Origin of the sequence: Tessaracoccus sp. MC1756 (genome assembly GCF_014164735.1) — a bacterium.
Classification (GTDB): Bacteria; Actinomycetota; Actinomycetes; order Propionibacteriales; family Propionibacteriaceae; genus Arachnia.
Window position 1 is genome coordinate 91,342 of the sequence record NZ_JACJFZ010000004.1, and the last position, 26,273, is coordinate 117,614.

25 protein-coding genes are annotated in these 26,273 nt (G+C 68.6%); 19 read left to right on the forward strand and 6 right to left on the reverse strand.

Translation table 11 applies throughout. The features are described 5' to 3' along the window. Nucleotides 1–55 precede the first annotated feature (55 nt). The 3 genes from H5393_RS10900 (at nt 56) to H5393_RS10910 (ending at nt 3,296) form a co-directional block, all read left to right on the forward strand. The gene (locus tag H5393_RS10900; RefSeq protein ID WP_182763248.1) at nt 56–934 is read left to right on the forward strand and encodes a hypothetical protein; all 879 of its coding nucleotides are present in this window, start codon (nt 56–58) and stop codon (nt 932–934) included. 79 nt (nt 935–1,013) lie between these two features. Beyond that, nucleotides 1,014–2,456 (forward strand): MFS transporter, encoded by a 1,443-nt coding sequence (locus H5393_RS10905; RefSeq protein WP_370585978.1) that lies wholly within the window; start codon nt 1,014–1,016, stop codon nt 2,454–2,456. A 45-nt stretch (nt 2,457–2,501) separates the two neighbouring features. Next, a complete protein-coding gene (locus H5393_RS10910) occupies nt 2,502–3,296 on the forward strand; it encodes a deoxyribonuclease IV (RefSeq protein ID WP_182766686.1) in 795 nt (264 codons plus the stop codon). 3 nt (nt 3,297–3,299) lie between these two features. Here H5393_RS10910 and xylB read toward each other — a convergent pair whose 3' ends face one another. Together xylB and xylA are read right to left on the reverse strand one after the other, a co-directional pair. After that, entirely contained in the window at nt 3,300–4,694 is a 1,395-nt protein-coding gene (gene xylB / locus H5393_RS10915; RefSeq protein WP_182766687.1) for a xylulokinase, read from the reverse strand. Between the two features lie 10 nt (nt 4,695–4,704). Next, nucleotides 4,705–5,868, reverse strand: a complete 1,164-nt coding sequence (gene xylA / locus H5393_RS10920) for a xylose isomerase (RefSeq protein WP_370585979.1) — start codon at nt 5,866–5,868, stop codon at nt 4,705–4,707. A gap of 152 nt (nt 5,869–6,020) precedes the next feature. Between xylA and H5393_RS10925 the strand changes: the two genes are divergently transcribed. The 13 genes from H5393_RS10925 (at nt 6,021) to H5393_RS10985 (ending at nt 20,849) form a co-directional block, all read left to right on the forward strand. Beyond that, the gene (locus H5393_RS10925; protein WP_182766689.1) at nt 6,021–8,921 is read left to right on the forward strand and encodes a Na+/H+ antiporter subunit A; all 2,901 of its coding nucleotides are present in this window, start codon (nt 6,021–6,023) and stop codon (nt 8,919–8,921) included. Continuing rightward, the gene (locus tag H5393_RS10930; RefSeq protein ID WP_076061390.1) at nt 8,918–9,352 is read left to right on the forward strand and encodes a Na(+)/H(+) antiporter subunit C; all 435 of its coding nucleotides are present in this window, start codon (nt 8,918–8,920) and stop codon (nt 9,350–9,352) included. Before H5393_RS10925 ends, H5393_RS10930 begins: the two co-directional genes overlap by 4 nt. Further along, nucleotides 9,349–10,905: a Na+/H+ antiporter subunit D gene (locus tag H5393_RS10935; protein WP_182766690.1), complete on the forward strand. Its 1,557-nt coding sequence runs from the start codon at nt 9,349–9,351 to the stop codon at nt 10,903–10,905. The genes H5393_RS10930 and H5393_RS10935 overlap by 4 nt, the downstream gene beginning before the upstream one ends. Further along, complete coding sequence (locus H5393_RS10940; protein ID WP_182766691.1) at nt 10,902–11,501, forward strand: Na+/H+ antiporter subunit E; 600 nt, start codon at nt 10,902–10,904, stop codon at nt 11,499–11,501. Before H5393_RS10935 ends, H5393_RS10940 begins: the two co-directional genes overlap by 4 nt. Then, entirely contained in the window at nt 11,498–11,809 is a 312-nt protein-coding gene (locus H5393_RS10945; protein WP_076061396.1) for a monovalent cation/H+ antiporter complex subunit F, read from the forward strand. Before H5393_RS10940 ends, H5393_RS10945 begins: the two co-directional genes overlap by 4 nt. Further along, nucleotides 11,809–12,168, forward strand: coding sequence for a monovalent cation/H(+) antiporter subunit G (mnhG, locus tag H5393_RS10950; RefSeq protein ID WP_182766692.1), 360 nt, complete (start codon nt 11,809–11,811; stop codon nt 12,166–12,168). Before H5393_RS10945 ends, mnhG begins: the two co-directional genes overlap by 1 nt. Nucleotides 12,169–12,289: 121 nt before the next feature. Further along, on the forward strand, nt 12,290–13,363 hold the full coding sequence (locus tag H5393_RS10955) for an LLM class flavin-dependent oxidoreductase (RefSeq protein ID WP_182766693.1): 1,074 nt from the start codon (nt 12,290–12,292) through the stop codon (nt 13,361–13,363). A gap of 74 nt (nt 13,364–13,437) precedes the next feature. Further along, nucleotides 13,438–13,986, forward strand: a complete 549-nt coding sequence (locus H5393_RS10960; protein WP_182766694.1) for an NADPH-dependent FMN reductase — start codon at nt 13,438–13,440, stop codon at nt 13,984–13,986. A gap of 51 nt (nt 13,987–14,037) precedes the next feature. Beyond that, nucleotides 14,038–16,095: a phosphate acetyltransferase gene (gene pta, locus H5393_RS10965; RefSeq protein ID WP_182763237.1), complete on the forward strand. Its 2,058-nt coding sequence runs from the start codon at nt 14,038–14,040 to the stop codon at nt 16,093–16,095. Between the two features lie 73 nt (nt 16,096–16,168). Further along, entirely contained in the window at nt 16,169–17,353 is a 1,185-nt protein-coding gene (locus H5393_RS10970; RefSeq protein WP_182766695.1) for an acetate kinase, read from the forward strand. A 205-nt stretch (nt 17,354–17,558) separates the two neighbouring features. Then, nucleotides 17,559–18,332, forward strand: a complete 774-nt coding sequence (locus tag H5393_RS10975; protein WP_182763235.1) for an SDR family oxidoreductase — start codon at nt 17,559–17,561, stop codon at nt 18,330–18,332. Between the two features lies 1 nt (nt 18,333). After that, nucleotides 18,334–19,140, forward strand: a complete 807-nt coding sequence (locus H5393_RS10980; RefSeq protein ID WP_245244027.1) for a 1-acyl-sn-glycerol-3-phosphate acyltransferase — start codon at nt 18,334–18,336, stop codon at nt 19,138–19,140. Continuing rightward, nucleotides 19,137–20,849, forward strand: coding sequence for an FAD-binding oxidoreductase (locus H5393_RS10985; RefSeq protein ID WP_182766696.1), 1,713 nt, complete (start codon nt 19,137–19,139; stop codon nt 20,847–20,849). Before H5393_RS10980 ends, H5393_RS10985 begins: the two co-directional genes overlap by 4 nt. Nucleotides 20,850–20,870: 21 nt before the next feature. On the opposite strand, the gene H5393_RS10990 is transcribed toward H5393_RS10985, so the two are convergent. Then, the gene (locus H5393_RS10990) at nt 20,871–21,770 is read right to left on the reverse strand and encodes a PAC2 family protein (protein WP_182766697.1); all 900 of its coding nucleotides are present in this window, start codon (nt 21,768–21,770) and stop codon (nt 20,871–20,873) included. 89 nt (nt 21,771–21,859) lie between these two features. On the opposite strand from H5393_RS10990, the gene yaaA reads away from it, so the two are divergent. Further along, nucleotides 21,860–22,630, forward strand: a complete 771-nt coding sequence (yaaA, locus tag H5393_RS10995) for a peroxide stress protein YaaA (RefSeq protein ID WP_182766698.1) — start codon at nt 21,860–21,862, stop codon at nt 22,628–22,630. 22 nt (nt 22,631–22,652) lie between these two features. Here the strand turns inward: yaaA and H5393_RS11000 are convergent, their stop codons facing one another. Continuing rightward, nucleotides 22,653–23,183, reverse strand: coding sequence for a hypothetical protein (locus tag H5393_RS11000; protein ID WP_182766815.1), 531 nt, complete (start codon nt 23,181–23,183; stop codon nt 22,653–22,655). 181 nt (nt 23,184–23,364) lie between these two features. Here H5393_RS11000 and H5393_RS11005 point away from each other — a divergent pair, with 181 nt between their 5' ends. Both H5393_RS11005 and H5393_RS11010 read left to right on the forward strand, forming a co-directional pair. Then, on the forward strand, nt 23,365–24,942 hold the full coding sequence (locus tag H5393_RS11005; RefSeq protein WP_076061438.1) for a sodium-dependent transporter: 1,578 nt from the start codon (nt 23,365–23,367) through the stop codon (nt 24,940–24,942). Beyond that, a complete protein-coding gene (locus H5393_RS11010) occupies nt 24,939–25,061 on the forward strand; it encodes a methionine/alanine import family NSS transporter small subunit (protein WP_076061440.1) in 123 nt (40 codons plus the stop codon). The genes H5393_RS11005 and H5393_RS11010 overlap by 4 nt, the downstream gene beginning before the upstream one ends. A 63-nt stretch (nt 25,062–25,124) precedes the next feature. Here the strand turns inward: H5393_RS11010 and H5393_RS11015 are convergent, their stop codons facing one another. Then, nucleotides 25,125–25,622, reverse strand: a complete 498-nt coding sequence (locus tag H5393_RS11015; protein ID WP_076061442.1) for a hypothetical protein — start codon at nt 25,620–25,622, stop codon at nt 25,125–25,127. Nucleotides 25,623–25,722: 100 nt separating this feature from the next. Further along, complete coding sequence (locus H5393_RS11020; protein ID WP_182766699.1) at nt 25,723–26,241, reverse strand: hypothetical protein; 519 nt, start codon at nt 26,239–26,241, stop codon at nt 25,723–25,725. Nucleotides 26,242–26,273: the final 32 nt, after the last annotated feature.

The following is a 26,273-nucleotide window of genomic DNA, read 5'->3' on the forward strand; positions in this document are numbered from 1 at the left end:
CAAAGCGCCGCTCATCGCGTCTTACCGGTACAGACCGCTGAGGAAGGCGATTCCAATGAAGCTCCGCACCACACTCACCGTCCTGGCCGCCGCAGCGATGTTCGCCGTCGGTGTGGCCACTCCCGCGCAGGCCGCCCCGGTCGCCCCCGTGGCCCGCGTCGCCTGTCCCAGCGCCGAGGCCGTCTCGGCCACCTGGGGCGCGAAGATGACCCGGACAGAGGTCACCACCACCTCCTGCCGCTACCAGAGGGTGGGCGGCGACGCCTACGACGGCTTCACCGTCAGCGTCGCCGTCGGCACCCCGGCCGAGGTCAAGGCGACGATCGCCGCCGAGTGGCCCGACGAGAGCCCCTATCCGTTCCAGCCGCAACCCGTACCGGCGCTGGGCGCCGATGCCTTCAAGTGGGCCGACGCCAGCCCTGCGTTCTACTACTGGACGTTCGCGCCGGGCGCGGTGGCCTCCATGACCGGCAACACCTGGGCCGTGTCCGAGGCCAACAACATCGCCACCGCCAAGCTCTTCAAGCCGATGATGGAGGTCTACACCGTCCCCGGCGAGCGCACCGTCAACTCTCGCCAGTGGCGCACCACCTGCGAGCCGTACTCGGCCACCGCCCGCTGCCGCACCGAGATCTGGGCCTCCGTCATCACGCTGAAGGACGGCCGGTACGTCAAGACCGACAGCTGGGCGTTCAACTCGCTCACGTACCGCTGGTCGGACCGTGCCCTCTGGAAGAACAACCCCCTGGGCAACACCACCCCGGGCTGGACCGCCACCGACGGCCGCAGGTGGCGCACCGAATGCGACACCGCCACCACCGGACGCGGCGCCTGCCGCAGCTACATCCTCGCCACCGTGATCGGCACCACCTCTTCCGGCTACCGCCAGGAGACCACGTGGGTCTTCAACAACCAGGTCCTCTTCAACCGGTGACGGGCACGTCACCCGGAGGGGGACGATGACCCAGACACGTCACGCGGGTGATCGCGCCACTGGGTGACATACTCGCCGGGTGACCGATAGAAACCACATCTCCGCACCAGGCACGGCCAGGACCTTCCACCGGATGAAGGTCCTGGCCGTCCTGCTGTTGTCGATGGGGATGTCGCTCATGGCCATCTCGTCGGTCAACGTGGCCCTGCCCACCATCCAGGAGGGGCTGGGCGCGACCGACCAGGACCTTCAGTGGGTGCTCGCCGGCTACGCGCTGGCCTTCGGAGTGACGCTGATCCCCGCCGGCCGCGCCGGCGACGTGCTGGGGCGTGGCTCCTGGTTCATCGTCGGTGCGGCGCTGTTCACCGTGGCGTCGCTGGCATGCGGTCTGGCGCCCAACGCGTTCATCCTGAACGCAGCCAGGCTGGTGCAGGGCGTGGGCGCTGGACTGTTCTCGCCGCAGGTCACCGGCATGATCCAGCAGTACTTCAGCGGCGGTGGGCGGGCCAAGGCGTTCGCCCTGCTGGGCGTGACCATCTCCGCCTCAGTGGCGGCCGGCCCCGTCATCGCCGGTGCCATCATCGAGGCCGCCGGCCCGGAGACCGGGTGGCGCTGGGCCTTCTTCGGCTACCTCCCCCTCGGCCTTGCCGCTGTCGTGCTGGGCCTGAGGTGGTTCCCGTTCGTGAAGGAACGCAGGCGCCGGCTGGGCCTCGACGCGACGGCGGGCAGGGTCGATCTGGACCCGGTCGGCTCGCTGCTCATCACCGCCTCCGTGGTGGCCGTGATGTACCCGTTCATGGCCAGGCAGTCGTGGGCCTGGTGGCTCCTGCCGCTCGCCGCCGTCCTGATCCTCGCGTGGTGGCTCTGGGAGCGCCGGTACAAGGCCGCGGGCCGCGAGCCGCTCGTGGACCTCGAACTCTTCCGCTACCGCTCCTTCCGCAACGGGCTGCTGGTTTCCGGCGCCGCCTTCCTGGGTCTGACCTCCACGTTCGCGGTGGTGGCGATCTTCCTGCAGAACGGGCTGGGGGTCGACGCGCTGCGCACCGGCCTGCTGGGCCTGCCCAACGCGGTGCTGAGCGCCGTCGCCTCGATCTACACGGTGCGCTTCGTGATGACGCGTGGCAGGCGTCTCGTCGTGTTCGCGCTCGCGTTGATGGTCACCGGCGCCCTGTTGAGCATCCTGGTGGCGTGGGGCATCGGTGAGTTCGGCTGGTCGTTCTGGTGGCTCTCGGCCACGCTGGGTCTCAACGGGGCGGCCATGGGCGCCTTCGCCTCGGCGAACCAGACGTTGAGCATGCAGGACGTGCCCGTGCGCCACGGCGGCACGGCCAGCGGCCTGAAGCAGACCGTCGAGCGCATCACCACCGCGCTGGGCAACGCCGCCATCACCGGCGTCTTCTTCGCCGTCGCCGCCACGGGCTCGTGGACCCTGGCGTTCATGGGCGCCTTCACCGGGATCGCGGCCTGCCTCCTGCTCGCGCTCGTGCTGGGGATCATGGACGACAGGCAGCATGCGCGCTGAAACTGCGCCGCGGACTTCCCGCGCCACATAGCTAGGCTGGGAACCATGTCTTTCCCCCTCGGTGCCCACGTCGACTCCGTCAACCCCCTCGCCGACGCCGCCGCGCTCGGCGCCGGAGTAGTGCAGATCTTCCTCGGCGACCCGCAGAGCTGGAAGAAGCCCGCGGCCCTCACCGAGGGCGGGGCCGAGGCCCTCAGGCTGGCCGCCGCCGAGGCGGGCGTGCAGCTGGTCGTCCACTCCCCGTACGTGCTCAACGTCGCTTCGCTGAACAACCGCGTGCGCATCCCCAGCCGCAAGCTGCTGCAGCAGACCGTCGACGAGGCGGCTGCCGTGGGCGCGCTCGGGGTGGTGGTGCACGGCGGTCACGTCACCGCGAAGGACGATCCGGCCGTCGGGTACGAGAACTGGCGCAAGTGCGTGGACGGATTGAAGCTGCCGGTGCCGATCTTCATCGAGAACACGGCCGGTGGCGGGCAGGCGATGGCGCGCTACGAGGAGTCGATCGAGCGGCTGTGGGACGCCATCTCGGGTTCGGACAACATCGGGCAGGTCGGGTTCTGCCTCGACACGTGCCACGCCCACGCGGGCGGGCTGGAGCTCGACGGCCTGGTGGGGCGCATCAAGGCGATCACCGGCCGCATCGATGTGGTGCACTGCAACGACTCCCGCGACGCCTACGACAGCGGCGCCGACCGGCACGCCAACCTGGGCCAGGGCCAGGCGGACCCGGAGGCGCTCATCGCGATCATCCGCGAAGCGGCCGTGCCGACCATCCTCGAGACCCCCGGCGGGGTCCCGGAGCACGACGCCGACCTGGCGTGGCTCCGGGCCCGGCTCTGAGGGCTACTTCCAGCCGTTGGCGACAGCCAGCCGCTCGGCCTCCGCGCGGTAGCGCTCCATGACCTCCGGCTTCGACGCGGCCTCGTAGGTCTCGGAGCCGGCCAGCTCCCAGGTGGGGAGCGTTCCGGTCAGCACCCACGCGGCCTGACGCGCGGCGCCCAGCGCCACGTACTCGCCGGCCGGCGGCACGTCCACGGGCACCCCGAGCACCTCGGGGGCGATCCGCCGCACGGCCTCAGACCTGGCGCCGCCACCGATCAGCGACACGCGCTCAACGGCGACACCCAGGGCTCGCACCGCATCAAGGCCGCCACCGAGTAGGCCCAGGAGGCCCTCGACGGCGGCGCGGGCGAGGTTCGACGGCGTGAAGTTGGCCAGCGTCATGCCCACCAGCGACGCCGTTGCGTCGGGCAGATTGGGCGTGCGTTCCCCCTCGAACCACGGCACGAGCGTCAGCCCGCCAGCGCCGGGCTCGGCCGACAACGCCAGCCTGGCCAGCTCGTCGAAATCGATGCCGAGCACGGAGCGGGCGCTGTCGAGGATGCGGGCCGCGTTGAGGGTGGCGGTGAGCGGCAGCCAGGCACCGGTGGCGTCCGCGAAGCCGTTCACGGTTCCGGTGGCGTCGGCCACCGGTGTGCCGGAGACCGCAGCCACCACGCCCGAAGTACCGATCGACAGCGACGTCTGGCCGGGCGCGAGGCCCAACCCGAGCGCGGCCGCCGCGTTGTCGCCGGCACCGGGCCCGATGAGGAACCCGGGCCCCTCGACCCCCTCGTCGGGGCGCAGCACGCGGGGCAGCACCACATTCGCGGCGTCGCGGCGCAGCGCCAGCGACAACAGGTCGCGGCGGTACTCATTGGCGACGGAGTCGAAGTAGCCCGTGCCCGAGGCGTCAGAGCGGTCCGTGACCAGGTCGTCGAGCGAGCGTGCGCCACGGATGCGCCACGTCAGCCAGTCGTGCGGGAGCGCGACGGCGGCGACCCGCGCCGCGTTGTCAGGCTCCTCGTCCGCCAGCCAGCGAAGCTTCGTCTGCGTGAACGACGCCAGGGGTAGGTGACCGACGGCCTCCGCCCAGCCGTCGAACTCCGCGCGCAGGTCTGTGGCGGCCCCCGCTGAGCGGGTGTCGTTCCAGAGCAGCGCATCGCGGATCACGCGGCCGTCGGCGTCCAGTGCCACCATGCCGTGCTGCTGACCGCCGACGCTCAGCGCCTCCACGTCGTCCAGCCCGCCGGCCTGTTCGGCAGCCTGCTGGAACGCGTTCCACCAGTGTTCCGGGTCGACGGCGGTGCTGTCGGGGTGCGACGCCTGGCCCCGGCGCACCACTGCGCCGGAGTCGGCATCGACGATGAGCACCTTGCACGACTGTGTCGAGGTGTCGACGCCTGCCACCAATGCCATCGTCGGTCTCCTAGCCCTTGAGCAGGTGCCGCAGCGCTGCCTGCTGAAGCTCGACGAAATGATACTCGCGGGCGCCCTTCTCGGCGGGATCCGGCATCTCGGCCTTGCGCAGGTCCGCGATGGTCTCGCCCTCGGCGAGGGTGGGCTCCGCGAGCTCGAAGATCGAGGCCTTCTTCATCAGTTCCTGCACCTCGGGGTCGGCGCGGAAGGCCTTGGCGCGGTCCGCGAGCATCGTGAAGGCCTCCATGTTGGCCTTCGCGGAATCCCAGATGCCCTCGACGCCTTCGGTGCGGCTGGGCTTGTAGTCGAAGTGGATCGGGCCGTCGTAGCGCGGCGCGTCCGGGCTGGCCGGGAAGCCGTTGACGATGAGGTCGACGGTGAAGAAGGCGCTCATGAGGTCGCCGTGGCCGAACACGAGGTCCTGGTCGTACTTGAGGCCGCGCTGGCCGTTGAGGTCGATGTGGAAGAGCTTGTCGCAGTACAGCGCCAGCCCGAGGCCCTGGGTGTAGTTGAGGTTGGCCATCTGCTCGTGGCCGACCTCCGGGTTCAGGCCCACGATGTCGCCGTGCTCGAGCGTGGCGATCAGGCCCAGCGCGTGCCCGATGGTGGGGAGGAGGATGTCGCCGCGTGGCTCGTTCGGCTTGGGCTCCAGGCCGATGCGCAGCCCGTAGCCCTGCTCCTTGATGTAGCCGGCGACGGTGTCGAGGCCCTCGGCGTAGCGCGCGTGCGCCGCGTGGTAATCCTTGGAGCTGTCGTACTCGGCGCCTTCGCGCCCGCCCCACATGACGAACGTGCTGGCCCCCATGTCGGCGGCGATGTCGACGGCGTGCAGGATCTTGCGCAGCCCGTAGCGACGCACGGAGCGGTCGTTCGAGGTCAGGCCGCCGTCCTTGAACATCGGGTGGCTGAAGGTGTTGGTGGTGACCATCTCGATGGTCAGGCCGGAAGCGTCACACGCCTCCTTGAACTTGGCCAGCCGCTTGGCGACGGTGGCGTCGTCGGCATCGAACGGGTAGACGTCGTTGTCGTGGAAGGTCACACCCCAGGCGCCGAGCTCAGCGAGCTTGTCGGTGTAGTACCAGGGGTCGAACTCAGGCCGCGTGTCGCTGCCGAAGGGATCAGTGCCCCGCCAGGCCACCGTCCAAAGACCGAAGGAATAACGAAGATCAGACACGGGACTCTCCTCCATTGGATTTGTTTCTTGAGAAAACAATATCAGGACGACCCCAGACACGACAACCGGCATCGCAGAACTTTGAGAGCCCTTTGCCACACCCGATAAGCTGACCCCGCCACCAAGAACCCAAACCTGAGGGGAGCTCTGGCGTGCTCTATGCCCTGATCGCCGTCCATGCGATTCTGGGCGCCCTCACGCCCCTGCTCGTGAAGCGGATGGGGGCCCGTGCCTACTTCATCCTGGCGCTCGCCCCGTTGGCCGCAGGCATCTGGTTGGTCTCCAAGGCGCCGCTGATCCTGGCGGGCCGCCCCTACGTCGAGGCCTACGGCTGGATCCCCGCGCTCGACATCGACCTCACGCTGCGCCTGGGCCTGCTCCAGTGGGTCCTGGCGATGATCGTCACCTGGATCGGGGTGTGCGTCCTGATCTACTCCCGCTGGTATTTCGAGGGCCTCACCAGCGGCCGGTCCGCCGCGGTGCTCACGCTCTTCGCCGGCACGATGCTGGGGCTGGTCACCGCGGACAACCTGGTGGTGCTCTACGTCTTCTGGGAACTGACCACGGTCTTCTCCTACCTGCTGATCGGCCACGACCCCACCCGCCGCGCCAACCGCGGGGCCGCGCACACCGCGCTGGTCGTGACCACCACCGGTGGCCTGGCCATGCTGATCGGCATCATCGCGCTCTGGAGCGCCTCGGGCACGTTCTCGCTCGAGCAGATCGTCGCCAACCCGCCGACGGGGGTCCTCGCCACGGCGGGCGCGCTCCTGATGCTGGTGGGCGCCCTGTCGAAGTCGGCGCTCGTGCCGTTCCACTTCTGGCTGCCGGGCGCGATGGCGGCACCCACGCCCATCTCCGCCTACCTGCACGCCGCGGCCATGGTGAAGGCCGGCGTCTACCTTGTCGCCGTGCTGGCCCCGGCGTTCGCGACGGTACCGTTCTGGCGGCCGGCCGTGATGCTGCTGGGCACCCTCACGATGATCATGGGCGGCTGGCGCGCGCTGCGCCAGACGGACCTCAAGCTGCTGCTGGCCTACGGCACTGTCTCCCAGTTGGGGTTCATGGTGCTGCTGGCCGGCATCGGCACGGAGGCCGCCGCGTTGGCGGCCATCGGCACCGTCATCGCCCACGCGCTGTTCAAGTCCACCCTGTTCCTGTGCGTCGGCCTCATCGACCACTCCGCCGGCACCCGCGACATCCGCGAGCTCAGCGGTGTCGGGTACCGGGTGCCCTGGCTGGCCGTCCTCGCGGGCCTCGCGGCGCTCTCCATGGCCGGCATGCCGCCGTTGGTGGGCTTCCTCACGAAGGAGGCGGCGTTCGAGTCGATCGTCTACCTGGTGGTCGGCGACATCCAGGCTGTCACGCCCCTCGCTGCGGCGGCGCTGGCCGTCGCGCTGGTGTTCGGCTCCGCCATCACCGTGGCCTACTCGCTGCGCTTCTGGTGGGGCGCCTTCGCCTCCAAGGACGGCGCCCCGGCGCTCAGCTGGCACCGTCCCGCCCTCGGCATGGCCGGCGTGCCGATGTTCCTGGGCGCGCTCAGCCTGGTGCTGGGCTTCCTCGGCCCCCAGCTCACGGAGATTCTCACCCCCTACGCCGCCCAGGTCGGGCACGGGCAGCCCAGCCACGGCCTCGCGCTGTGGCACGGCGTCTCCTGGCCGCTCGGGATGTCCATGATCGCGGTGGCCGCGGGCGTGCTCCTCTTCGTCTTCCGCGAGCGGATCGCCGACATCCAGGGCACGTTCCCGACGACCACCACGTCGGAGGAGATTTTCCACCGCTCGATGCACGGGCTGGACCGGATCTCCGTCGAGGTCACCGCGCGCACCCAGCGCGGCTCGTTGTCGATCTACCTCGGCACCATCCTGCTGGTGATGGTTGCCCTCTCCACCTACGCCATGCTGCGCATCCGCATCTGGCCCACCTACCGGCTCTTCGACAACTGGCCCCAACTCCTCGTCGCCGCCGTGATGGTGACCGCCGCGGCCCTGGCGGCCGCCTCCCGTGGCCGCATCCGCGCCGTCCTGCTCGTCGGCGTCACCGGCTACGGCCTCGCGCTGCTCTTCGCCATGGGCGGGGCGCCGGACCTCGCGCTCACCCAGGTCCTCGTCGAGACCGTCACAGTGGTGGTCTTCGTGCTCGTGGTGCGAAAGCTGCCGCGCTACTTCACCAACCGGCCGCTGAGCTCGACGCGGTGGTGGCGCGTGCTGATCGCGCTGGCCGTCGGCACCACGGTGACGCTGATCTCGCTGGTCGCCGTGGGCGCCCGGGTGGCAGAGCCCGTGTCCAAGGCCTGGTACGAGGCCGCCTACGAGTTCGGTTACGGCAAGAACATCGTCAACGTCGCGCTCGTGGACATCCGAGCCTGGGACACGCTCGGCGAGATCTCGGTGCTCGTCATCGCGGCCACCGGCGTCGCGTCGCTGATCTTCCTCCGCTCCCGGGTGGTGGGGATCACCTCGACGGCGCAGGCCTTCGAATCGCGCGAGGACGAGCCGCAGGCGGACAGCTCGCCGGGCGTGTGGCTGCGCGCCGGCCAGACGCTGTCGCCGATGGTGCGCTCGCTCGTCTTCGAGGTCGTCACCCGGATGCTGTTCGGCGTGATGATCGTGGTGTCGGTCTACCTGCTGCTCGCGGGCCACAACTGGCCGGGCGGTGGCTTCGCCGGTGGCCTCGTGGCGGGCATGGCGCTGATGACGCGCTACCTCGCCGCCGGCCGCCACGAACTGGACGAGGCCGCCCCGTTCGACGCCGGACGACTACTCGGCGGCGGGCTCATCCTCGCGCTGCTCGCTGCCATCACCCCGGTGTTCTTCGGCGGCAACATCCTGCAGAGCTACGACGCCCACCTCACCATCCCCCTGCTCGGCGAGCTCCACCTCGTGTCCTCGACGGTCTTCGACATCGGCGTGTACCTCGTCGTGATCGGCATGCTGCTCGACGTGGCCCGCAGCCTCGGTTCCGGCATCGACCAGCACGCCTCCGAGGAGATCGCCCCCATGCCCATCCCGGATTCCACGAAGGCGATCCCCGGCTACGGAGAGCGCCGATGACAGCCAACCTCGTCCTGGCCATCACGGCCGGCGCCCTCGTCGCGGCAGGCGTGTACCTGCTGCTCGAGCGCTCCCTCACCCGCATCCTGCTGGGCGTCATGGTGGCCAGCAACGGCGTGAACCTGATGTTCCTGGTGGCGGCCGGCAAGCCCGCGCTGGCGCCGATCATCGGCCTCGGCGACTCCGGCGCGGAGGGCGTCTCGGACCCGTTGCCCCAGGCGATGGTGCTCACAGCGATCGTCATCACCATGGCGGTGGCGGCGTTCGTGCTGACGCTCGCCTACCGCAGCTTCCAGCTGCACGGGCACGACGAGGTGGCCGACGACGTCGAGGATGCGCGCATCCGGCAACTCGCGCTCGACGATGTCACCTCTGAGTCCTACGAGGACACCACCTTCTCCGACACCGGCGCGGACGTGGTCAGCGAATGATGCTCCACAACCTCCTCCCCCTGCCGGTGCTGCTCGCCATCGGCGGCGCCGCCATCGCGCTAGCCCTCCCCCGTCGCCCAGGGCTCCAGCGCCTGGTGTCGATCCTCAGCCTGAGCGGCATCGTCGCCCTGGGTGCCCTGTTCATGTGGCTCACCCACGCCAACGGCCCCATGGCCCTCTGGCTGGGCGCCTGGGCCGAACCTCTCGGCATCTCGCTGGTGGTGGACCGGCTGAGCGCGCTCATGCTGTTCGTCGCCTCCGTCATCGCCCTGGGCGTCCTCCTGTTCGCCACCGGCCAGGACAGGGACGAGGTCAAGCGCGAGACCCCCGTCTCGATCTTCCACCCCACCTTCCTGCTGCTGATGGCCGGGGTCTCGAACGCGTTCCTCGCGGGTGACCTGTTCAACCTGTTCGTCGGCTTCGAGATGCTGCTGTTCGCGTCCTACGTACTGCTGACGCTGGGTGGCACGTCGGACCGGATCCGGGCGGGCACCACCTACGTCGTGGTGTCGCTGCTCAGCTCGTCGCTGTTCCTGATCTCGATCGCGGCCATCTACGCCGCCACGGGCACCGTCAACATGGCCCACCTCGCCGTCCGGCTGCGCGACCTCACGGAGCCGGTCCAGCTGCTGCTCGAGGTGCTGCTGATCGTGACGTTCGCCATCAAGGCGGCGGTCTTCCCGCTGTCGTCGTGGCTACCGGATTCCTATCCGACGGCGCCGGCCCCCGTCACCGCGGTGTTCGCCGGGTTGCTGACCAAAGTGGGCGTCTACGCCATCATCCGCACAGAGACCCTGCTGTTCCCGGCGGACACCGTCTACAACGTGCTGCTCGTGGCGTCCCTGCTGACCATGGTGCTGGGCATCCTCGGCGCCATCGCCCAGGTGGAGATCAAGCGAATGCTGTCCTTCACGCTGATCAGCCACATCGGCTACATGATCTTCGGCATCGCGCTGGGCACCGACGCGGGCCTGGCCGCCACCATCTTCTACACCGCGCACCACATCACCATCCAGGCCACGCTGTTCCTCGTGACGGGGCTGATCGAGCGGCGCGGCGGCACGTCGTCGCTCGACGGGCTGGGCGGCCTGCTGAAGGTCGCCCCGCTGCTGGCGGCGCTCTTCTTCATCCCCGCCATGAACCTCGGTGGCATCCCTCCGCTGTCGGGCTTCATCGGCAAGCTCGGCCTGCTCCAGGCAGCCGCCGAGGTGGGCACCCCGCTGGCCTGGACCGTGCTCGCCGGCGGCGTCCTGACCAGCCTGCTGACGTTGATGGCGATGGCCAAGGTCTGGAACCGGGCATTCTGGGGCGTCACCCCCGCCGAACAGCGCCGGGCGGAGGCCGCGGCGCAGGACCTCGACCCCGACGAGATCGCCGATGAGGACACCCGCCCCATGCCCCCGCTGCAGGTGGGCGCCACCATCGGGCTGATCCTGTTCGGCCTCGCCCTCACGGTGTTCGCCGGCCCGCTCTACGAGTACGCGCACGCCGCCGCAGCCGCGCTGCGCGACGGTTCCTACGTCCAGGCCGTGCTGCCGGGAGGTCTGCGATGATCGCCAGGTCCCGCGTGCCCCTGGCCGAGCGACTCACGTTCCGGCCGCTGTCGGTGCTGTCCATGGCCACCGTCTGGGTGCTGCTCTGGGGCAGCGTCTCGCCCATGATCATCGTGTCCGGGCTCCTGCTGGGCTACGTGGTGGGCATCGTGCTCCCGCTCCCCCCCGTGTTCTGGAAGGGTCACCTCCGGCCGGTGGGCATCCTGCGGTTGATCGGGCACCTGGTCTACGACCTGGTCGTGTCGTCCATCCGCGTGTTCCTGCTCGCGTTCCACCGGAAGGTCGACCTGCGCGCGGGCATCGTGCGCATCGACCTCATCACCGACAACGACCTCTACCAGGTGCAGGTGGCCGAGATGATCTCCCTGGTGCCCGGCACCGTCGTCGTCGAAGTGGTGCGCAACCCGCGCCGCCTCTACCTGCACGCCATCCAGTTGCACGGCGACGACCCCATCGGGCGGGTGCAGAAGATGGCCGTCGGCGTGGAGTCGCGGGTGGTGCGCGCCTTCGGTTCCCGCCGCGAGATAGAGGACTTCCACGCCGCGCTGCACCACCACCCGGCCCCCGACGCCCTCGACCTGGAGGTCGAACCATGATCCTGGCCACCAACATCATCCTGTCGGTCGCGGCCGTGCTGCTGACCGTGGCGGCGTTCATCGGCGTCAACCGGATCGCGGCGGGCCCTTCCCAGCTCGACCGCTCCGTCGCGGCAGACCTCATCGTCGCCGTGATGGTGGCCTCGCTCGGGCTGTGGGTGGTCTGGACGGACATGTCCACGGAGCTGATGGTGCTCGTCCTGCTGTCGATGCTGGGCTTCACCAGCGCCGTGTCGGTGGCCCGCATGGTGTCGGACCGGATGCTGCAGCGGCACCGCTACAACAGGCAGCGGAAGGAGCGGGTGTGATGGACACCGTCTTCGACTTCGTCAGCGCGCTGTCCATCCTCGTGGGGGCCATCCTGTGTTTCGGCGCCGCAGTGGCCCTCGTGCGGTTCCCTGACCTGCTGGGAAGGATGCACGCCATCACCAAGCCGCAGGTCCTGGGGCTGATCTTCGTCTCCGTCGGCATCGCGCTCAGCCTCCGCACCTGGTGGGCCCTGGGGTTGTGCCTGCTGATCATCACGCTGCAACTCCTGACGGCTCCCGTCTCGGCGAGCATGGTGTCGCGCTCGGCCTACCGGAGCGGACTGACGGATGATTCGGAACTCCTGGTCAACCACCTGGCCGAAGACCTCAAGGACGCCGGCTTCCGCCACCTGGACTGAGACGGTTTCCTGGGCCAGCCGCCTGAGGCTGGGTTAAAGGATCGACGCCCGCCGCGGCTGCCACCTGCTCGTGGTCGGCTACGGAGGCCACAGCTTGAACGGTGGCCCTACGGTGGGGGGTATGCAGCTTTCGGTACTCGACCTGATCAGCGTCCGCACGGGCCAGACCACCGCCGACAGCCTCCGGGCCAGCCGGGAGATGGCCGAGACGGCGGACCGGCTGGGCTTCACCCGGTACTGGGTGGCCGAGCACCACAACACAGACTCGGTCGCCTCCACCTCCCCCGCCGTCGAGCTGATGTACCTGGGGCAGGACACGCACCAGATCCGCCTCGGCTCCGGCGGCGTGATGCTGCCCAACCACGCCCCGTTGGCCGTGGCGGAGCAGTTCTCGCTGCTGACCGCCGTGTACGGCGACCGCATCGACCTGGGCATCGGCCGCGCGCCGGGCACGGACCCCATCACGTCGGCCGCCATCCGCGGTCAGTTGGCAGGGGGCCACTTCGTCGACGCCGACGGCCGCCCCGTCGACTCCGTGCGCGAGTTCCCCCGCAACGTCACCGACATCCTGACCCTGCTCAACCCCGAGGGGGCCGAGGTGCGGCTCCCCCACGGCCGCACCTACCACCTCCGCGCCGCCCCGGACATCCAGCAATCCCCTCAGGTGTGGCTGCTGGGTTCCAGCGACTACTCGGCGCAACTCGCCGCTGCGCTCGGCCTGCCGTACGTCTTCGCGCACCACTTCAGCGGGCGCGGCACGCGGCAGGCGCTCGACCTGTACCGCGGCTCGTTCCAACCCACAGACAACGGTGAGGCACCGCGGACGTTCGTCACCGTCAACGTCTGCGTGGCGGAGACGGCCGACGAGGCCTGGGAGCTCGTCGAGCCCCACCTCTACACGATGGCGAAGTTCTCCACCGGCGGCGGACTGTCCCCTTCGCCGTTCGTCGGCGCCGACGTCAAGCGGTTGCTGACCGACGACCTGCGCCGCGCCGCCCAGCCCACCCTCGACACGTGGGCGGTGGGCAACCCCGACGAGGTCGCCCACCAGTTGCGCGAGACCGCGGCTGAGTTCGGCGTGGACGAGATCATGGTGCACCCCGTCCAAGGCGCCTACGAGGGCGACGCCGCAGACCGTTGGCCGGCGAAGGTGCGCGGCTTCGAGTTGTTGGCGGAGGCCCTCCTCGACAGTTGAGCCGTCTGAGCGCTCGACCGCGATAGGGTCGCTGGTATACCAACAGTGGTCTCGCATACCCGAAAGGCACTGACATGTTGATCGGCATCGTTCTGGGTTCCGTCCGCAAGGGCCGCAAGGGCGCATCCGTCGCTGACTGGATCATGGGCCTCGCCGCGGAGCGCACCGACGCCGAGTTCGTGCTCATCGACCTGGCCGGCTACGACCTGCCGGTGCTCACCGACGAGGTGGAGCCCTTCGACTACGCGGGGAAGTACCCCGACGAGAACGTCCAGGCGTGGGCCGATGCGCTCGCCGCCTGTGACGGCTACGTGTGGCTGACCCCGGAGTACAACCATGGCGTGCCCGGCGGCTTCAAGAACGGCGTCGACCACCTCGGCCTGGAGATGGCCTTCAAGCCGGTGGCGTTCGTCTCCTACGGCTTCGAGGGCGGGGTGCGCGCCGTGGAGGCGTGGCGGCCCATCCTCGCCGCACTCCACGTGTGGGGTCTGCGCAACCAGGTGTCACTGAACAACGCCACGGAGTTCGACGGCAACCAGGTCCGCCCCGACGCCCACCGGTCCGGGCAGTTGCAACACCTGTTGGACGCCGTCGTGCTGGCAGCCGGGAAGCTCCTACGCTGACGGTGTAGACCCGCCCCATCCCAACAAACGAATCGCGATAAGGTGGTCCCCGTGACCAAAAGTGTTTATATTGCCTCGTCGGAGCGGCTGGTCAGTAAGTCGTCCATCGCACTGGGCGTGATCGACCTGTTCGCTCGTCAGGTGCGCTCGGTGGGCGTCTTCCGCCCGCTCGTGCACTCCCTCGACGCTGACGCAGTGACCCAGGCCCTCCTTTCGCCGAAGGGCGTCAACCAGTCGCTGGAGTCCGCCGTAGGCGTGACCTACGCCGATTACGCCGCGGACCCGGACCAGGCGATCGACACCATCGTCGCGAAGTACAGCGAGCTGTCGGAGAACCGCGACGCCGTGGTCATCGTCGGTTCGGACTACGACGACTTCGAGTCGGCCCTGGAGCTCGACCACAACGCCGTCATCGCCGCCAACCTCAACTCGCCGGTGATCTTCGTGGCACGCGCCAAGGACCGCTCGGCCGAGCAGGTCCAGCGCATGACCGAGTCCGCCGTCGATGCGTTCGAGTCGCGCCACAACACCGTCATCGCGCTGATCGCGACGCATGCCGACGAGGGTCGGGAGGCCGAGGTCGCCGATGCACTGCACAGGGTCCGTGAAGCCGTGGTCGCCGTGCTGCCGGACAGCCCCGTGCTGCGCGCCCCCTCCGTCGGCGCCCAGTTCGCCGCCGTCGGCGCCACCCAGTGGCTGGGGCAGAGCGAGTTCCTGGCGCACGAGTCGCTGCACACCATCGTGGGCGGCATGACGCTGCCCAACCTGCTGCCCTACCTGAAGCGCGAATCCACCGTCATCATGCCGGCGGACCGCCTCGACCTGCTCCCCGGCCTCGTGATGGCGCACCGCTCGCCCCACTACGGCCCGCTGTCGGCGATGGTGCTGACCGGCGGTTTCGAGATCCCGGAATCGGTGTCGAAGCTGTTCACGGATTCGACGATCGACCTGCCCATCGCGGTCACCAAGGGCGACACTTTCTCCACCGCCGTGAAGCTGCAGGGCGTGCGCGGCACGTCCACCAGCTCCCCCCGCAAGATCGAGGTGTCGCGGGCGCTGTTCTCGCAGTACGTCGACGAGAGTGCGCTGCTGGAGAAGATCGACCTCACCACCACGGACATCCGCACGCCCACCATGTTCGAGTTCCAGATCATGCAGATGGCCCGGGCCAACAAGCAGCGCATCGTGCTGCCGGAGGCCACCGACGACCGCATCCTCGAGGCCGCGGACATCGTGCTGCAGCGGTCCGTCGCAGACATCATCCTGCTGGGCGACGTGGCGCGCATCAGCCAGCGCGCCTCGGAGCTGGGCCTCAACCTCTCCGACGCCACCGTCGTCAACCCGGAGGACCCGGAGTTGGTCGAGCAGTTCGCGGCGGAATACGCCAGGCTGCGCGCCCACAAGGGCGTCACCATCGAGCAGGCCCGCCAGCGCATCACGGACCCGTCCTACTTCGCCACCATGATGGTCCACCTGGACATGGCCGACGGCATGGTGTCGGGCGCGATCAACACCACCGCCGCCACCATCCGGCCGTCGCTGGAGTTCATCAAGACCAAGCCTGAGGTCTCCGTCGTGTCAGGTTCGTTCCTGATGTGCATGAGCAACCGCGTGCTGGTCTACGCCGACTGCGCCGTCAACCCGGATCCCACCCCCGAGCAACTGGCGGACATCGCCATCACCTCGGCCGCCACCGCCGCGAACTTCGGCATCGAGCCCCGCGTGGCCCTGCTGTCGTACTCGACGGGCGACTCGGGCTCCGGCGCTGACGTCGACAAGGTGCGCGAGGCCACCCGCCTGGTGCGCGAGCGCGCGCCGCAGCTGAAGGTCGAGGGCCCCATCCAGTTCGACGCCGCCGTCGACGAGGTGGTCGCCGCCAAGAAGATGCCCAACTCGGAGGTCGCCGGCCGCGCCACCGTGTTCATCTTCCCGGACCTCAACACGGGCAACAACACCTACAAGGCCGTGCAGCGCACCTCAGGTGCCATCGCCATCGGCCCCGTGTTGCAGGGCCTCCGCAAGCCGGTCAACGACCTGTCGCGCGGGGCCCTCGTGGACGACATCGTGTCCACCATCACTATCACCGCCATCCAGGCCCAGACCAACTGAGCCAGGAACCGACGCGGCAGGGTCCCCCACCCTGCCGCGTCGTTCATCACCACCACCCAACAAAGGAAGCGCCATGAGTCAGCCGATCCTCCTGCTCAACTGCGGATCGTCGTCGATCAAGTACCAGCTACTCGATCCGGGGGTGGGCTCGCCGCAGGCGGTCGGCATCGTGCAGCGCATCGGTCTCGAGGTCGGCACCATCACCCACGAGGTGGGCGATGAGGAGTACCACGAGGCCCGCCCGTTCGCGGACCACACCGAGGCAGTGGCCGCCGTCGTGAAGATGTTCACGGACCACGGGCCCAGCCTCGACGACGTGGTGGCCGTGGGTCACCGCACGGTGCACGGTGGCGCCACCTTCATCGAGTCGGTGCTGATCGACGACAGCGTCATCGACAAGCTCGTGGAACTGTCGGACCTGGCGCCGCTGCACAACCCACCCGGCATCGCCGGCATCAATGCCGCCAAGGAGGTCCTGCCGGACGTCCCGCACGTGGCCATCTTCGACACGGCGTTCTTCTCCACCCTCCCGGCCGAGGCCTACACCTACGCCATCGACTACGACACCGCGCAGCGCCTGGGCGTGCGCCGCTACGGCTTCCACGGCACCTCGCACAGCTACGTGTCGAAGAAGGCCGCGGAGTTCCTGGGCAAGCCCATCGAAGACCTCAAGACCATCGTCTGCCACCTCGGCAACGGCGCCTCGATCTCCGCCGTCGACGGCGGGGTCGCCATCGACACCTCCATGGGCCTCACCCCGCTGGAGGGCCTCGTCATGGGCACCCGTTCCGGCGACGTCGACCCCGGTCTGCACAAGTACCTGGTGCGCAGCGGCATGACCATCGACGAGGTGGACAACCTGCTCAACAAGAAGTCCGGCATGGGCGGCCTCTGCGGCTTCACCGACATGCGCGACGTGCAGACGGCCATCCTGGAGGGCGACGAGCGCGCGCAGCTGGCGCTCGACGTCTATGTGCACCGTCTCATCAGCTACATCGGCTCCTACATCGCCGTGCTGGGCGGGGTCGACGCCCTGGTGTTCACCGCCGGCGTCGGCGAGAACGCGGCGCACGTGCGCCGCCCCGTGATCGAACGCCTGAAGAACCTGGGCTTCGAACTCGACCAGGCCGCCAACGACGCCCGGTCGAAGGAACCGCGTGAGATCTCCACGGCTGAGTCCAAGGTCCGCGTGCTGGTCGTCCCGACCAACGAGGAACTGGCCATGGCGCAGGAGACCCTCGAGGTCATCTCCCGCTGAGCGTAGCCCTCCAGGGGGTGGTGTCGCGTACACCGGGCCGAACGGCCCGCGTCTGCGCGACATCGCCCCCTGAAGCATTTCCAGCCCCCTTTTTGTAGCTCTCCGACAACCACGGGCCCCGCCGTTGTGGGATTACCACGAACCCCGCTCAGCAACGCCAGACACGCTTCGCGAGCCCCACCCCCAGTGGCGTACCTTTGACCTCATGGCTTCAGCTTTGATCACGGGTGGCACTTCCGGCATCGGTCTCGCGTTCGCGCAGGAGTTGGCCAGGCGTGGCACCAACCTGATCCTGGTGGCCCGCGACACCGCCCGCCTCGAGGCCGTCGCGGCCGAGTTGAACGGCCAGTTCGGCGTCGAGGTCGAGACGATTCAGGCGGATCTGTCAGAGCGGGCCGACATGCTGCGCATCGGTGAGCGGCTCGAGGACCTCAGCCGCCCCGTCGACATCCTGATCAACAACGCCGGGTTCGGCCTCCACTCCACGTCGCTGAACCCCGACGAGGTGGAACTCAACACCAACGCCATCGAGGTCATGTGCGTGGCGGTGTTCATCCTCAGCGGCTCCGCCGCCCGCGCCATGAAGACCCGAGGGCACGGCCAGATCATTACGGTGGCGTCCTCGTCGTCGTCGATCTTCTCCGGCAACTACTCCGCCATCAAGGCCTGGGCGCGCACGTTCTCCAACTCCCTGGCCCTGGAGCTGAGCGGCACCGGCGTCACCGCCACCGCGCTGCTCCCCGGCTGGGTCAAGACGGAGTTCCACCAGCGGGCCGGCATCAACGCTTCCAAGCTGCCAGGCATCGTGTGGATCGACGCGGACAAGCTCGTGCGCACCGCCCTCGACGACTCCGCCAAGGGCCGCTTCGAGTCGGTGCCGGACTGGAAGTGGAAGACCGCCATGTTCCTCGCGGATCACGGTCCGCGCTCCTTCACCCGCTGGTTCTCGAAGAAGCTGTCCGCCTCGAGGAAGCACTGACGTGGCCGCCGAACTCGAATCGGGCAACTCGCGCTACACCTCCAAGGTGCAGGCGACGACGCGCCAGACCGCCCAGATGCTGGTGCTCAAGCCCGCGCTGATGCGGCTGCTGCGGGTCCATGTGCACGGCGCCAGCAACCTCGACACCCTCGACGGCGCCTTCATCGTGTTCGGCAACCACTCCTCCCACCTCGACGCCCCACTCATCCTGGCCTCGCTGCCCACCCGCCTCTCGAAGCGCGTCGCCACCGGGGCGGCGGGCGACTTCTTCTTCGGCAACTGGTTCAAGTCCATGTCGATGGCGCTGTTCATGAACGGCTTCCCGATCGACCGCGGCAAGGGCGGCAAGGGCAGGCGCGGCATGTCCGGCCAGCTGTTGTCCGACGGCGTCCCGTTGCTGCTGTTTCCCGAGGGCACGCGTTCCCGCACCGGCGCGATGGGCAAGTACGTCCCCGGCGTCGCGTCGCTGTGCATCTCGCGCGGCGTGCCGGCGCTGCCGGTGGCCCTCGTCGGCGCCTTCGAGGCCTGGCCGTCGAAGCAGAAGCACCTCCCCAAGGGCCGGCCCGAGGTGCACGTCGTGTTCGGACGGCCCATGACGCCGCGGCCCGGCGAGATCGCCCACGAATTCAACGAGCGGATGCGCCGCCAGGTGCTGGAGCTCCATGACACGACCGCGCGCGCTTACGGTAAGAAGACGCTCGCGGAGTATGAGCGTAATGTGGCGCTCGAACGCGCACAGGAGACGGAAATCGCGACTCTGGCTGAACATGCCCGGGAGCAGGCCGACAAGCAGGAGGATCCTCAATGATCGAGGGCGTCAAGCAGCAGAAGTGGTGGGGCTGGGGCGAAGAAGGCCATAGCTTCGGCTACAAGGACAAGCCGAAGTTCGCACCCTTCGTCATGAACAGGGTCGGCGTCGACATCGACGAACCCGTCAAACCCGTCCCGCCCTTCTCCTCCCTCGAGGTGCCGGCCTCCCAGCTCTCAGAGTCGCTGCGCACGAGCCTCGTCGCCATCCTGGGCGAGAAGTACGTGCAGACCGACGACGAGACCCGCGTCGTCCACGCGTTCGGCAAGGGTGTGCGTGACCTGGTGCGCGTGCGCCGCGGCCAGCTCGGCCGCGTACCCGACGTGGTGCTCTACCCCGGCACCCAGCGTGAGGTCGAACGACTCGTGGACGCCGTCGTCGACGCCGACGCCGTTCTGATCCCGTTCGGCGGCGGCTCCAACATCGTGGCCGCCCTGGAGGCCATGCCCGGTGAGTCGCGGCAGGTCGTCTCGGTCAACCTCGGCCGGATGAACAAGGTGCTGGAGATCGACGAGGTCTCGGGCCTTGCGCACATCCAGGCCGGCGTCTTCGGCCCCGACATGGAGGACCAGCTCCAGGCTCGCGGCTGGACGCTGGGGCACCACCCCGATTCGTTCGTGTGGTCCACGCTCGGCGGGTGGATCGCCACCCGCTCGTCGGGCATGCAGTCCGACAAGTACGGCGACATCGCCGACATCACCCGCGGCCTCACCATGGTGATGCCCGGCCAGGTGCTGACGCTGCGCCCCCTCCCGTCCACCTCGTCCGGCCCGTCCGTGCGCGAGATGGTGCTGGGCTCCGAGGGTCGCCTGGGCGTCATCACGTCCGCGTGGGTCAACGTGCACCGCGTGCCGGAGGTGCGCGAGATCCAGGCGTACTTCTACGCCACCTACGCAGACGGCCTCAAGGCCTGCCGCGAGATCGTCGAATCCGACGCGGAGGTCATGATGGCCCGCGTCTCGGATGCTCTCGAAACCGAATACATCATGGCCAACGGCAAGAAGGGCAGCAAGGTCTCGTCGCTGGTCAGCAAGGGCATCAAGAAGCTGATGGAACAGAAGGGCTGGGACCTCAGCCAGATCGCCATGAGCTTCGTAGGCTTCGAGGGCTCGGCCAGCCACGTGCGCTACCTGAAGGGCATCGTCGGAAAGATCGTGCGCAACAACGGCGGCATGGGCGTCGGCAAGGGCCCGGGCGCGCTGTACGACCAGAAGAAGTACGACACCCCCTACCTGCGCGACTTCATGCTGGACCACGGCCTGGTCTGCGACGTCTCCGAGACGACGACCCCCTGGGCCTTCGCGGAGCAGATCCACACCAACGCCACGGACGCCTTCTACCAGGTGATGGACGACCTGGGCCTGCGGGGCGTCGTGTTCTGCCACCTCAGCCACTCGTACCACTCGGGCGCGTGCCAGTACTTCACCTTCGCCATCAACGACGACTCCGAGAGCAATCTCGTGACCTACGACCTGGCCAAGCGCGCCATCCAGCAGGCTTTCATGGACAACCACGGCACGGTGTCGCACCACCACGGCGTCGGTGAGGAGCACAGCCCCTGGATGGAGCAGGACATCTCCCCCGCGGGCGTGTTCATCCAGAGCAAGCTGTTCGACGGCGTGGATCCGGGCCGCAACTTCAACCCGGGCAAGATCGTCCACGAGGGCGCGCCGGGCATTTCGACGAACTCAGCAGACCACGTCGGCTGACGCCTGCCGGGGCCACGTGGCCTACTCGGTGTCGTCCAGCGACCTGAGGAAGGCCTCGGCCTGAGCGCCCAGCTCATCGGCCGAGGGCACGTCCTCAGGCTCCGCCTGGTGGCCCAGCGCCCGCACGACCCGGTCGTGTTGCTCCTCGAGCGACTCCACCAGTTCGCGCAGGTCGTCGTCCGCGGCCATGCCCTCACCCAGCCGGGCGGCCACGTGGACCGCCTTCGTCTCCAGCGTCGACGTCGGCAGGTTGAGCTGGGCGTGCACTCCCAGCGAGTCGAGCAGCGCGACGGCGGCCGCGGGGAAGTCTGTCTCCGCCAGGTACGGCGGGATGTGGGCCGCCAGGCCCACCGACGCCACGTCGGCCTCACCGAGCCGGACGTTCAGCAGCGCCGGCAGTGAGGCGCCCATGCGCATGGTGCCGAAGATGGGCTGGTGGCCGGGGATCAGGTCCGGGCTCGTGGCGAAGCGCGACAGCGAGACGGGGCGCGTGTGCGGCACCGCCATGGGCACTCCCTGGAGCGTGATCACCTGCGCCACGTCGAAGGTGTCGGCGAGGTGGACGACGGCGGCGGCTATCCGCTCCCACTGGTACGACGGCTCCGGGCCGTTCAACAGCAGGAACGGGGCACCGTCGGTGTCCAGCACGTGGTGGAGGGTGATCTCGGGGCGCTCGTAGTCCGTGAAGTGGTCGCGCTCGAACGTGATGGGCGGCCGACGGCTGGCGTAGTCCAGCAGCTGGTCCGCGTCGAAGCGCGCCAGCACGTGGTTGGGCAACGTCTCCAGCAGGTGCTCGTCCACGAGTCGCTGCACGTGTCCGGCGTCCACGAAGGCGCCGAGCGTCACCACCATCGCCTTGGCGTGGATCGTGCGTGGGTCGACGTGCGACTCGAACTGGTACAGGGCTGCTGGGTCCAACATGAATACATCCTCCTCACACATTCAAACACCGATACTGCCCTGGGTATTCCCAGGCACGTCCGCGCGTGGGTTCACCTACAATCGGGGCCATGCTGTCCGTCCTGTCGCCGGCGAAGTCGCTGGATTTCGAAAGCCCGCTGCCCACGAAGAAGCACTCCGAACCACGCCTCATCGGGCAGTCGGACGGGTTGATCGAAATCATGCGCACCAAATCCCCGGCGGACATCTCGCGGCTCATGCACATCTCCGACGACCTGGCCCACCTCAACGCCACGCGGTACCAGGACTTCACCAGCGAACACACCGCGAAGAACGCCCGGCCCGCCATCCTCGCCTTCAACGGCGATGTCTACCAGGGCCTCCAGGCGCACACGTTCGACGCCCGCGACTTCACCGAGGCCCAGAAGTCGCTGCGCATCCTCTCCGGGCTCTACGGGCTGCTGCGGCCGATGGACCTCATCCAGCCGCACCGCCTCGAGATGGGCACCCGGCTCGCATCCGCGCGGGGGCAGTCGCTGTACGACTGGTGGGGCAGTCAGGTCACGGACCTCCTGCACCGCGACCTCGACTCCTCCCCCGGTGCCGATGTCCTCATCAACCTGGCCAGCACGGAGTACTTCAAGGTGCTCGACGGCGAACGCCTGGGCGCCAGGATCATCTCGCCGCGCTTCGAGGACCGCGACAAGGACGGCGAGCCCCGCATCGTCAGCTTCTACGCCAAGCGGGCCCGCGGCACGATGGCCGCGTGGCTGGTGAAGGAGCGGGTGCGCACCCCCTCCCGGCTCCTGGATTTCAACCGCGACGGTTACGAGTACGACGAGGCCCGCTCGACGAAGGACCAGCCGGTCTTCGTGCGTTGAGTCCGCCGCCCCACGCCCAGCGTCAGGGCATCGAGGCGAACAGGCTGATGAAGAACATGACGTACAGCGCCCAGAACACGACGCCCAGACCCATCAGCACGATCCAGATGATGCTGAACGCCTTGCCAAGCATGTACCCGGTCTTGAGGTTGCCGTCCCACGGGAACGGCGCACCGGCCTCGATCTCCTTCTTGGCCTGTCCCCCCAGGTACCAGGCGACGAAGGACACGACACCGGTGAAGATGCCCACGATGCCGAGGATGAAGACCATCTGCGTCTGCGGGTGCTCGGGGCGCGCCCAGGGCGGCGCATAGGGCCCAGGCCCTTGCGCGTAGGGCGAGGGTGCATAGTGTCCCGGCTGCACATAAGGAGCGGGTTGGCCATAGGGAGCGGGTTGACCATAGGGCGCCGGCCGCCCGTAGGGCTGGGGCTGGACCGGGGGCTGGCCCCACGGTGCGGGCGACGACGCGCCCCGGCTGGGCGCGGGGCCGAATTCCGACGGCGACGAGGGGTCGGCGAAGTCGTCGGGGCGGTAGGGCGGGACGTCACTCACAGGACTCTCCTCCGTCGGGTGCTACCCGAGTCTCCCACGGCCGGGGCGGCCCTGACAGGGCAGGCACATATCTCGGCGCCGCGCCGCGCTGGGCCACTGAGCGGTCCATCCCGCGCGCCCCTATCCGCGCGCGCCCCGTGGCCTATACGCTACGCCCGTATTACTACCCATAGGAGGACGGATGAGCGATCCATCTGTCATGCGGCCAGCGGCGCCGACGACCCACCGTCGCGAGATGTTCAGCTCGCGCAACGTGTTCATCCTGGCGGCCATCGGCTCCGCCGTCGGTCTCGGCAACATCTGGCGATTCCCCTACGTGTCGTACACCAACGGTGGCGGCGCCTTCCTCATCCCGTACCTCATCGCGCTGTTGACCGCCGGCATCCCGTTGCTGTTCCTCGACTACGCCCTCGGCCACCGCTACCGCGCCTCTCCCCCGCTGGCGCTGCGCCGGGCCGGCAAGAAGTGGAGCGAGATGTTCGGTTGGTGGCAGGTGCTGGTCTGCTTCGTCATCGCCGTCTATTACGCCGCGATCCTCGCGTGGGCCGCGATGTACTTCATCTTCAGCTTCACCGAGGCCTGGGGTGACGACCCGGAGGGGTTCCTCTTCGGCGAGTTCCTCCAGGTGGCCGAGACCCCGCACATCGGGTTCGACTTCGTCCCGCAGGTGGCCATCCCCATGCTGCTGGTGTGGGTCCTGACGCTCGTGGTGATCGGCCTCGGCGTCAAGCGGGGCATCGCGAGGGCCAACCTGGTGATGATCCCGCTGCTGCTCGTGATGTTCCTCGTCCTGGTGATCCAGGCGCTCACCCTGCCGGGCGCGATGGACGGTCTCAACGCCTTCTTCACCCCGGACTGGGCCGCGCTGGCGAACCCCGGCGTGTGGGCGGCGGCGTACGGTCAGATCTTCTTCTCGCTGTCGGTGGGCTTCGGCATCATGATCACCTATTCGTCCTACCTGCGTCGCCGCACCAACCTGACCGGCTCCGGCCTGGTGGTGGGCTTCGCGAACTCCGGCTTCGAGCTGCTCGCCGGCATCGGCGTCTTCGCGGTGCTGGGCTTCATGGCGCAGTCCTCGGGCAGCGAGGTGGGTGACGTGGCCTCCGGAGGCATCGGGCTGGCGTTCATCGCGTTCCCCAGCATCGTGTCCTCCAGCTCCATCGGCCCGCTGCTGGGCGCCCTGTTCTTCGCGTCGCTGGTGTTCGCCGGCTTCACATCGATGATCTCCATCGTGGAGGTCTGCACCGCCGCCCTGCAGGACAAGCTGGGCCTTGGCCGCGTGCAGGCCACGCTCGCCGTCGGCCTGCCGATGGCCGCGGCGTCCATGCTGCTGCTGTCCACCACCACCGGCCTGTTCTTCCTGGACATCACGGATGAGTTCATCAACAAGTTCGGCATCCTGCTCGGCGCGTTCGCCATGGTGATCGTGGTGGCCTGGGTGCTGCGGAAGATCCCGCTGCTGCAGAGCCACCTCTATCGCGTCTCCAGCGTGCGCTTCGGCAAGGTGTGGATGGTGCTCGTCGCCGTCGTCGTGCCGGTCGTGCTGGGCTACATCCTGGTGACCGAGGTCATCAAGCACGTCACCACGCCCTACGGGGACTACCCGCTGGGGATGCTGGGCATCTTCGGCTGGGGCATGGTCGCGTCGCTCATCGTCGGAGCCGCCATCCTGGCCCTCACGCCGTGGAGACGCGGCACCGTGGAATCCATCGACGAGAACGCGCTCGACGCCAAGTATGAGGAGATCATGAAGAAATGACACCCATCGCCATCACCATGATGATCATCGCCATGCTCACCCTCTGGGGCGGGCTGGCAGCAGCAGTGGTGCATCTCGTGCGCACCCCCGAGGTCGTCGTCGACGAAGGTGACCACTGACCCAGACAGACGACGACGGCGCGGCCACCATCGGTGGCCGCGCCGTCGTCGCGTATCAGGCGGTTAGTAGCCGGATGAAGCGGCCAGACCGATGATGAAGATGAACCACACGATCGTGAGGACGACGCCGATGATGGTCAGGATGGAGATGACCTTGCCGAGCAGGTAGCCGGTCTTCAGGTTGCCGTCGAAGGCGTAGGGCGCGCCGGCCTGGATCTCCTTCTTGGCCTTGCCGCCCATGTACCAGGCGATGAAGGCGCAGACCTGCACGAAGATGCCGACGATGCCGAGGATGAACACGGTCTGGCTCTGCGGGTGCTCGGCGGGGGGGCCGTAACCCGGCTGCCCGTAGGGGGTGGGCTGGCCGTACGGCTGCTGCTGGCCATAGGCCGGCTGGCCGTAGGGCTGCTGCTGGCCGTAGGGCTGTTGCGGCTGGCCATAGGGCTGCTGACCGTAGCCCGCTGCGGGTGGGGTCTGGCCGTAGTCAGGCGACTGACCGTAGAGAGGGCTCTGCTGAGGATCCGGCTGGCCCTGCGGGGCCCCGTACTCCGGCTGGGACATGGCTGTTCCTTTCGTGGCGAATGCACCGCAATTGTCGGGCATGAGGAGGCCATCGCGTGGAAGATTGTCCACAAGGGCTGCCGAAGGTCACAGCAACCGCTCACACGCTGGCCATGATCCCCAGCATGATCAGCGCTGCGAACAGCATCATGAACACGGAATAGATGATGCCCAGCACCCAGCCGACCTGCCCGCCGGCACCCCACTGGTAGGGCGCGCCGAGGGCGATCTCCTTCTTCGCCTTGCTGCCCATGTACCAGGCGAATGGTGCGGTGACCACCACGAACACACTGAGGACGCCCAGGACCAGCACGGCAACCGACGAGGGGTGCTCCGGCTTTGCCAACTGGTAGCCGTAGTACGGCTGGGGCACCTGCATCGGCTGCTGGTAGGGCACCGGGTAGCCGTACGGTGGCTGCTGCGGCGTGGGCGGCACCACCGGGGCGGGCGACACCGCCGGGGGCAGGTACGTGGGGACGGGCTGGGCCGGCGGAGGCGTCTGCGCGGTGAACGGATCATCGAGGTAGGGGTCGTAGCTGGGCCCGCCGAATTCCGGCCCCCTCGGCGTACCGTACGGCTGCGGCTGCGGCTCCGACGGCGGGTACTGGTCGTTCGACACCCTGACCTCCTAGTCTCGGGCCCAGTCTAGGC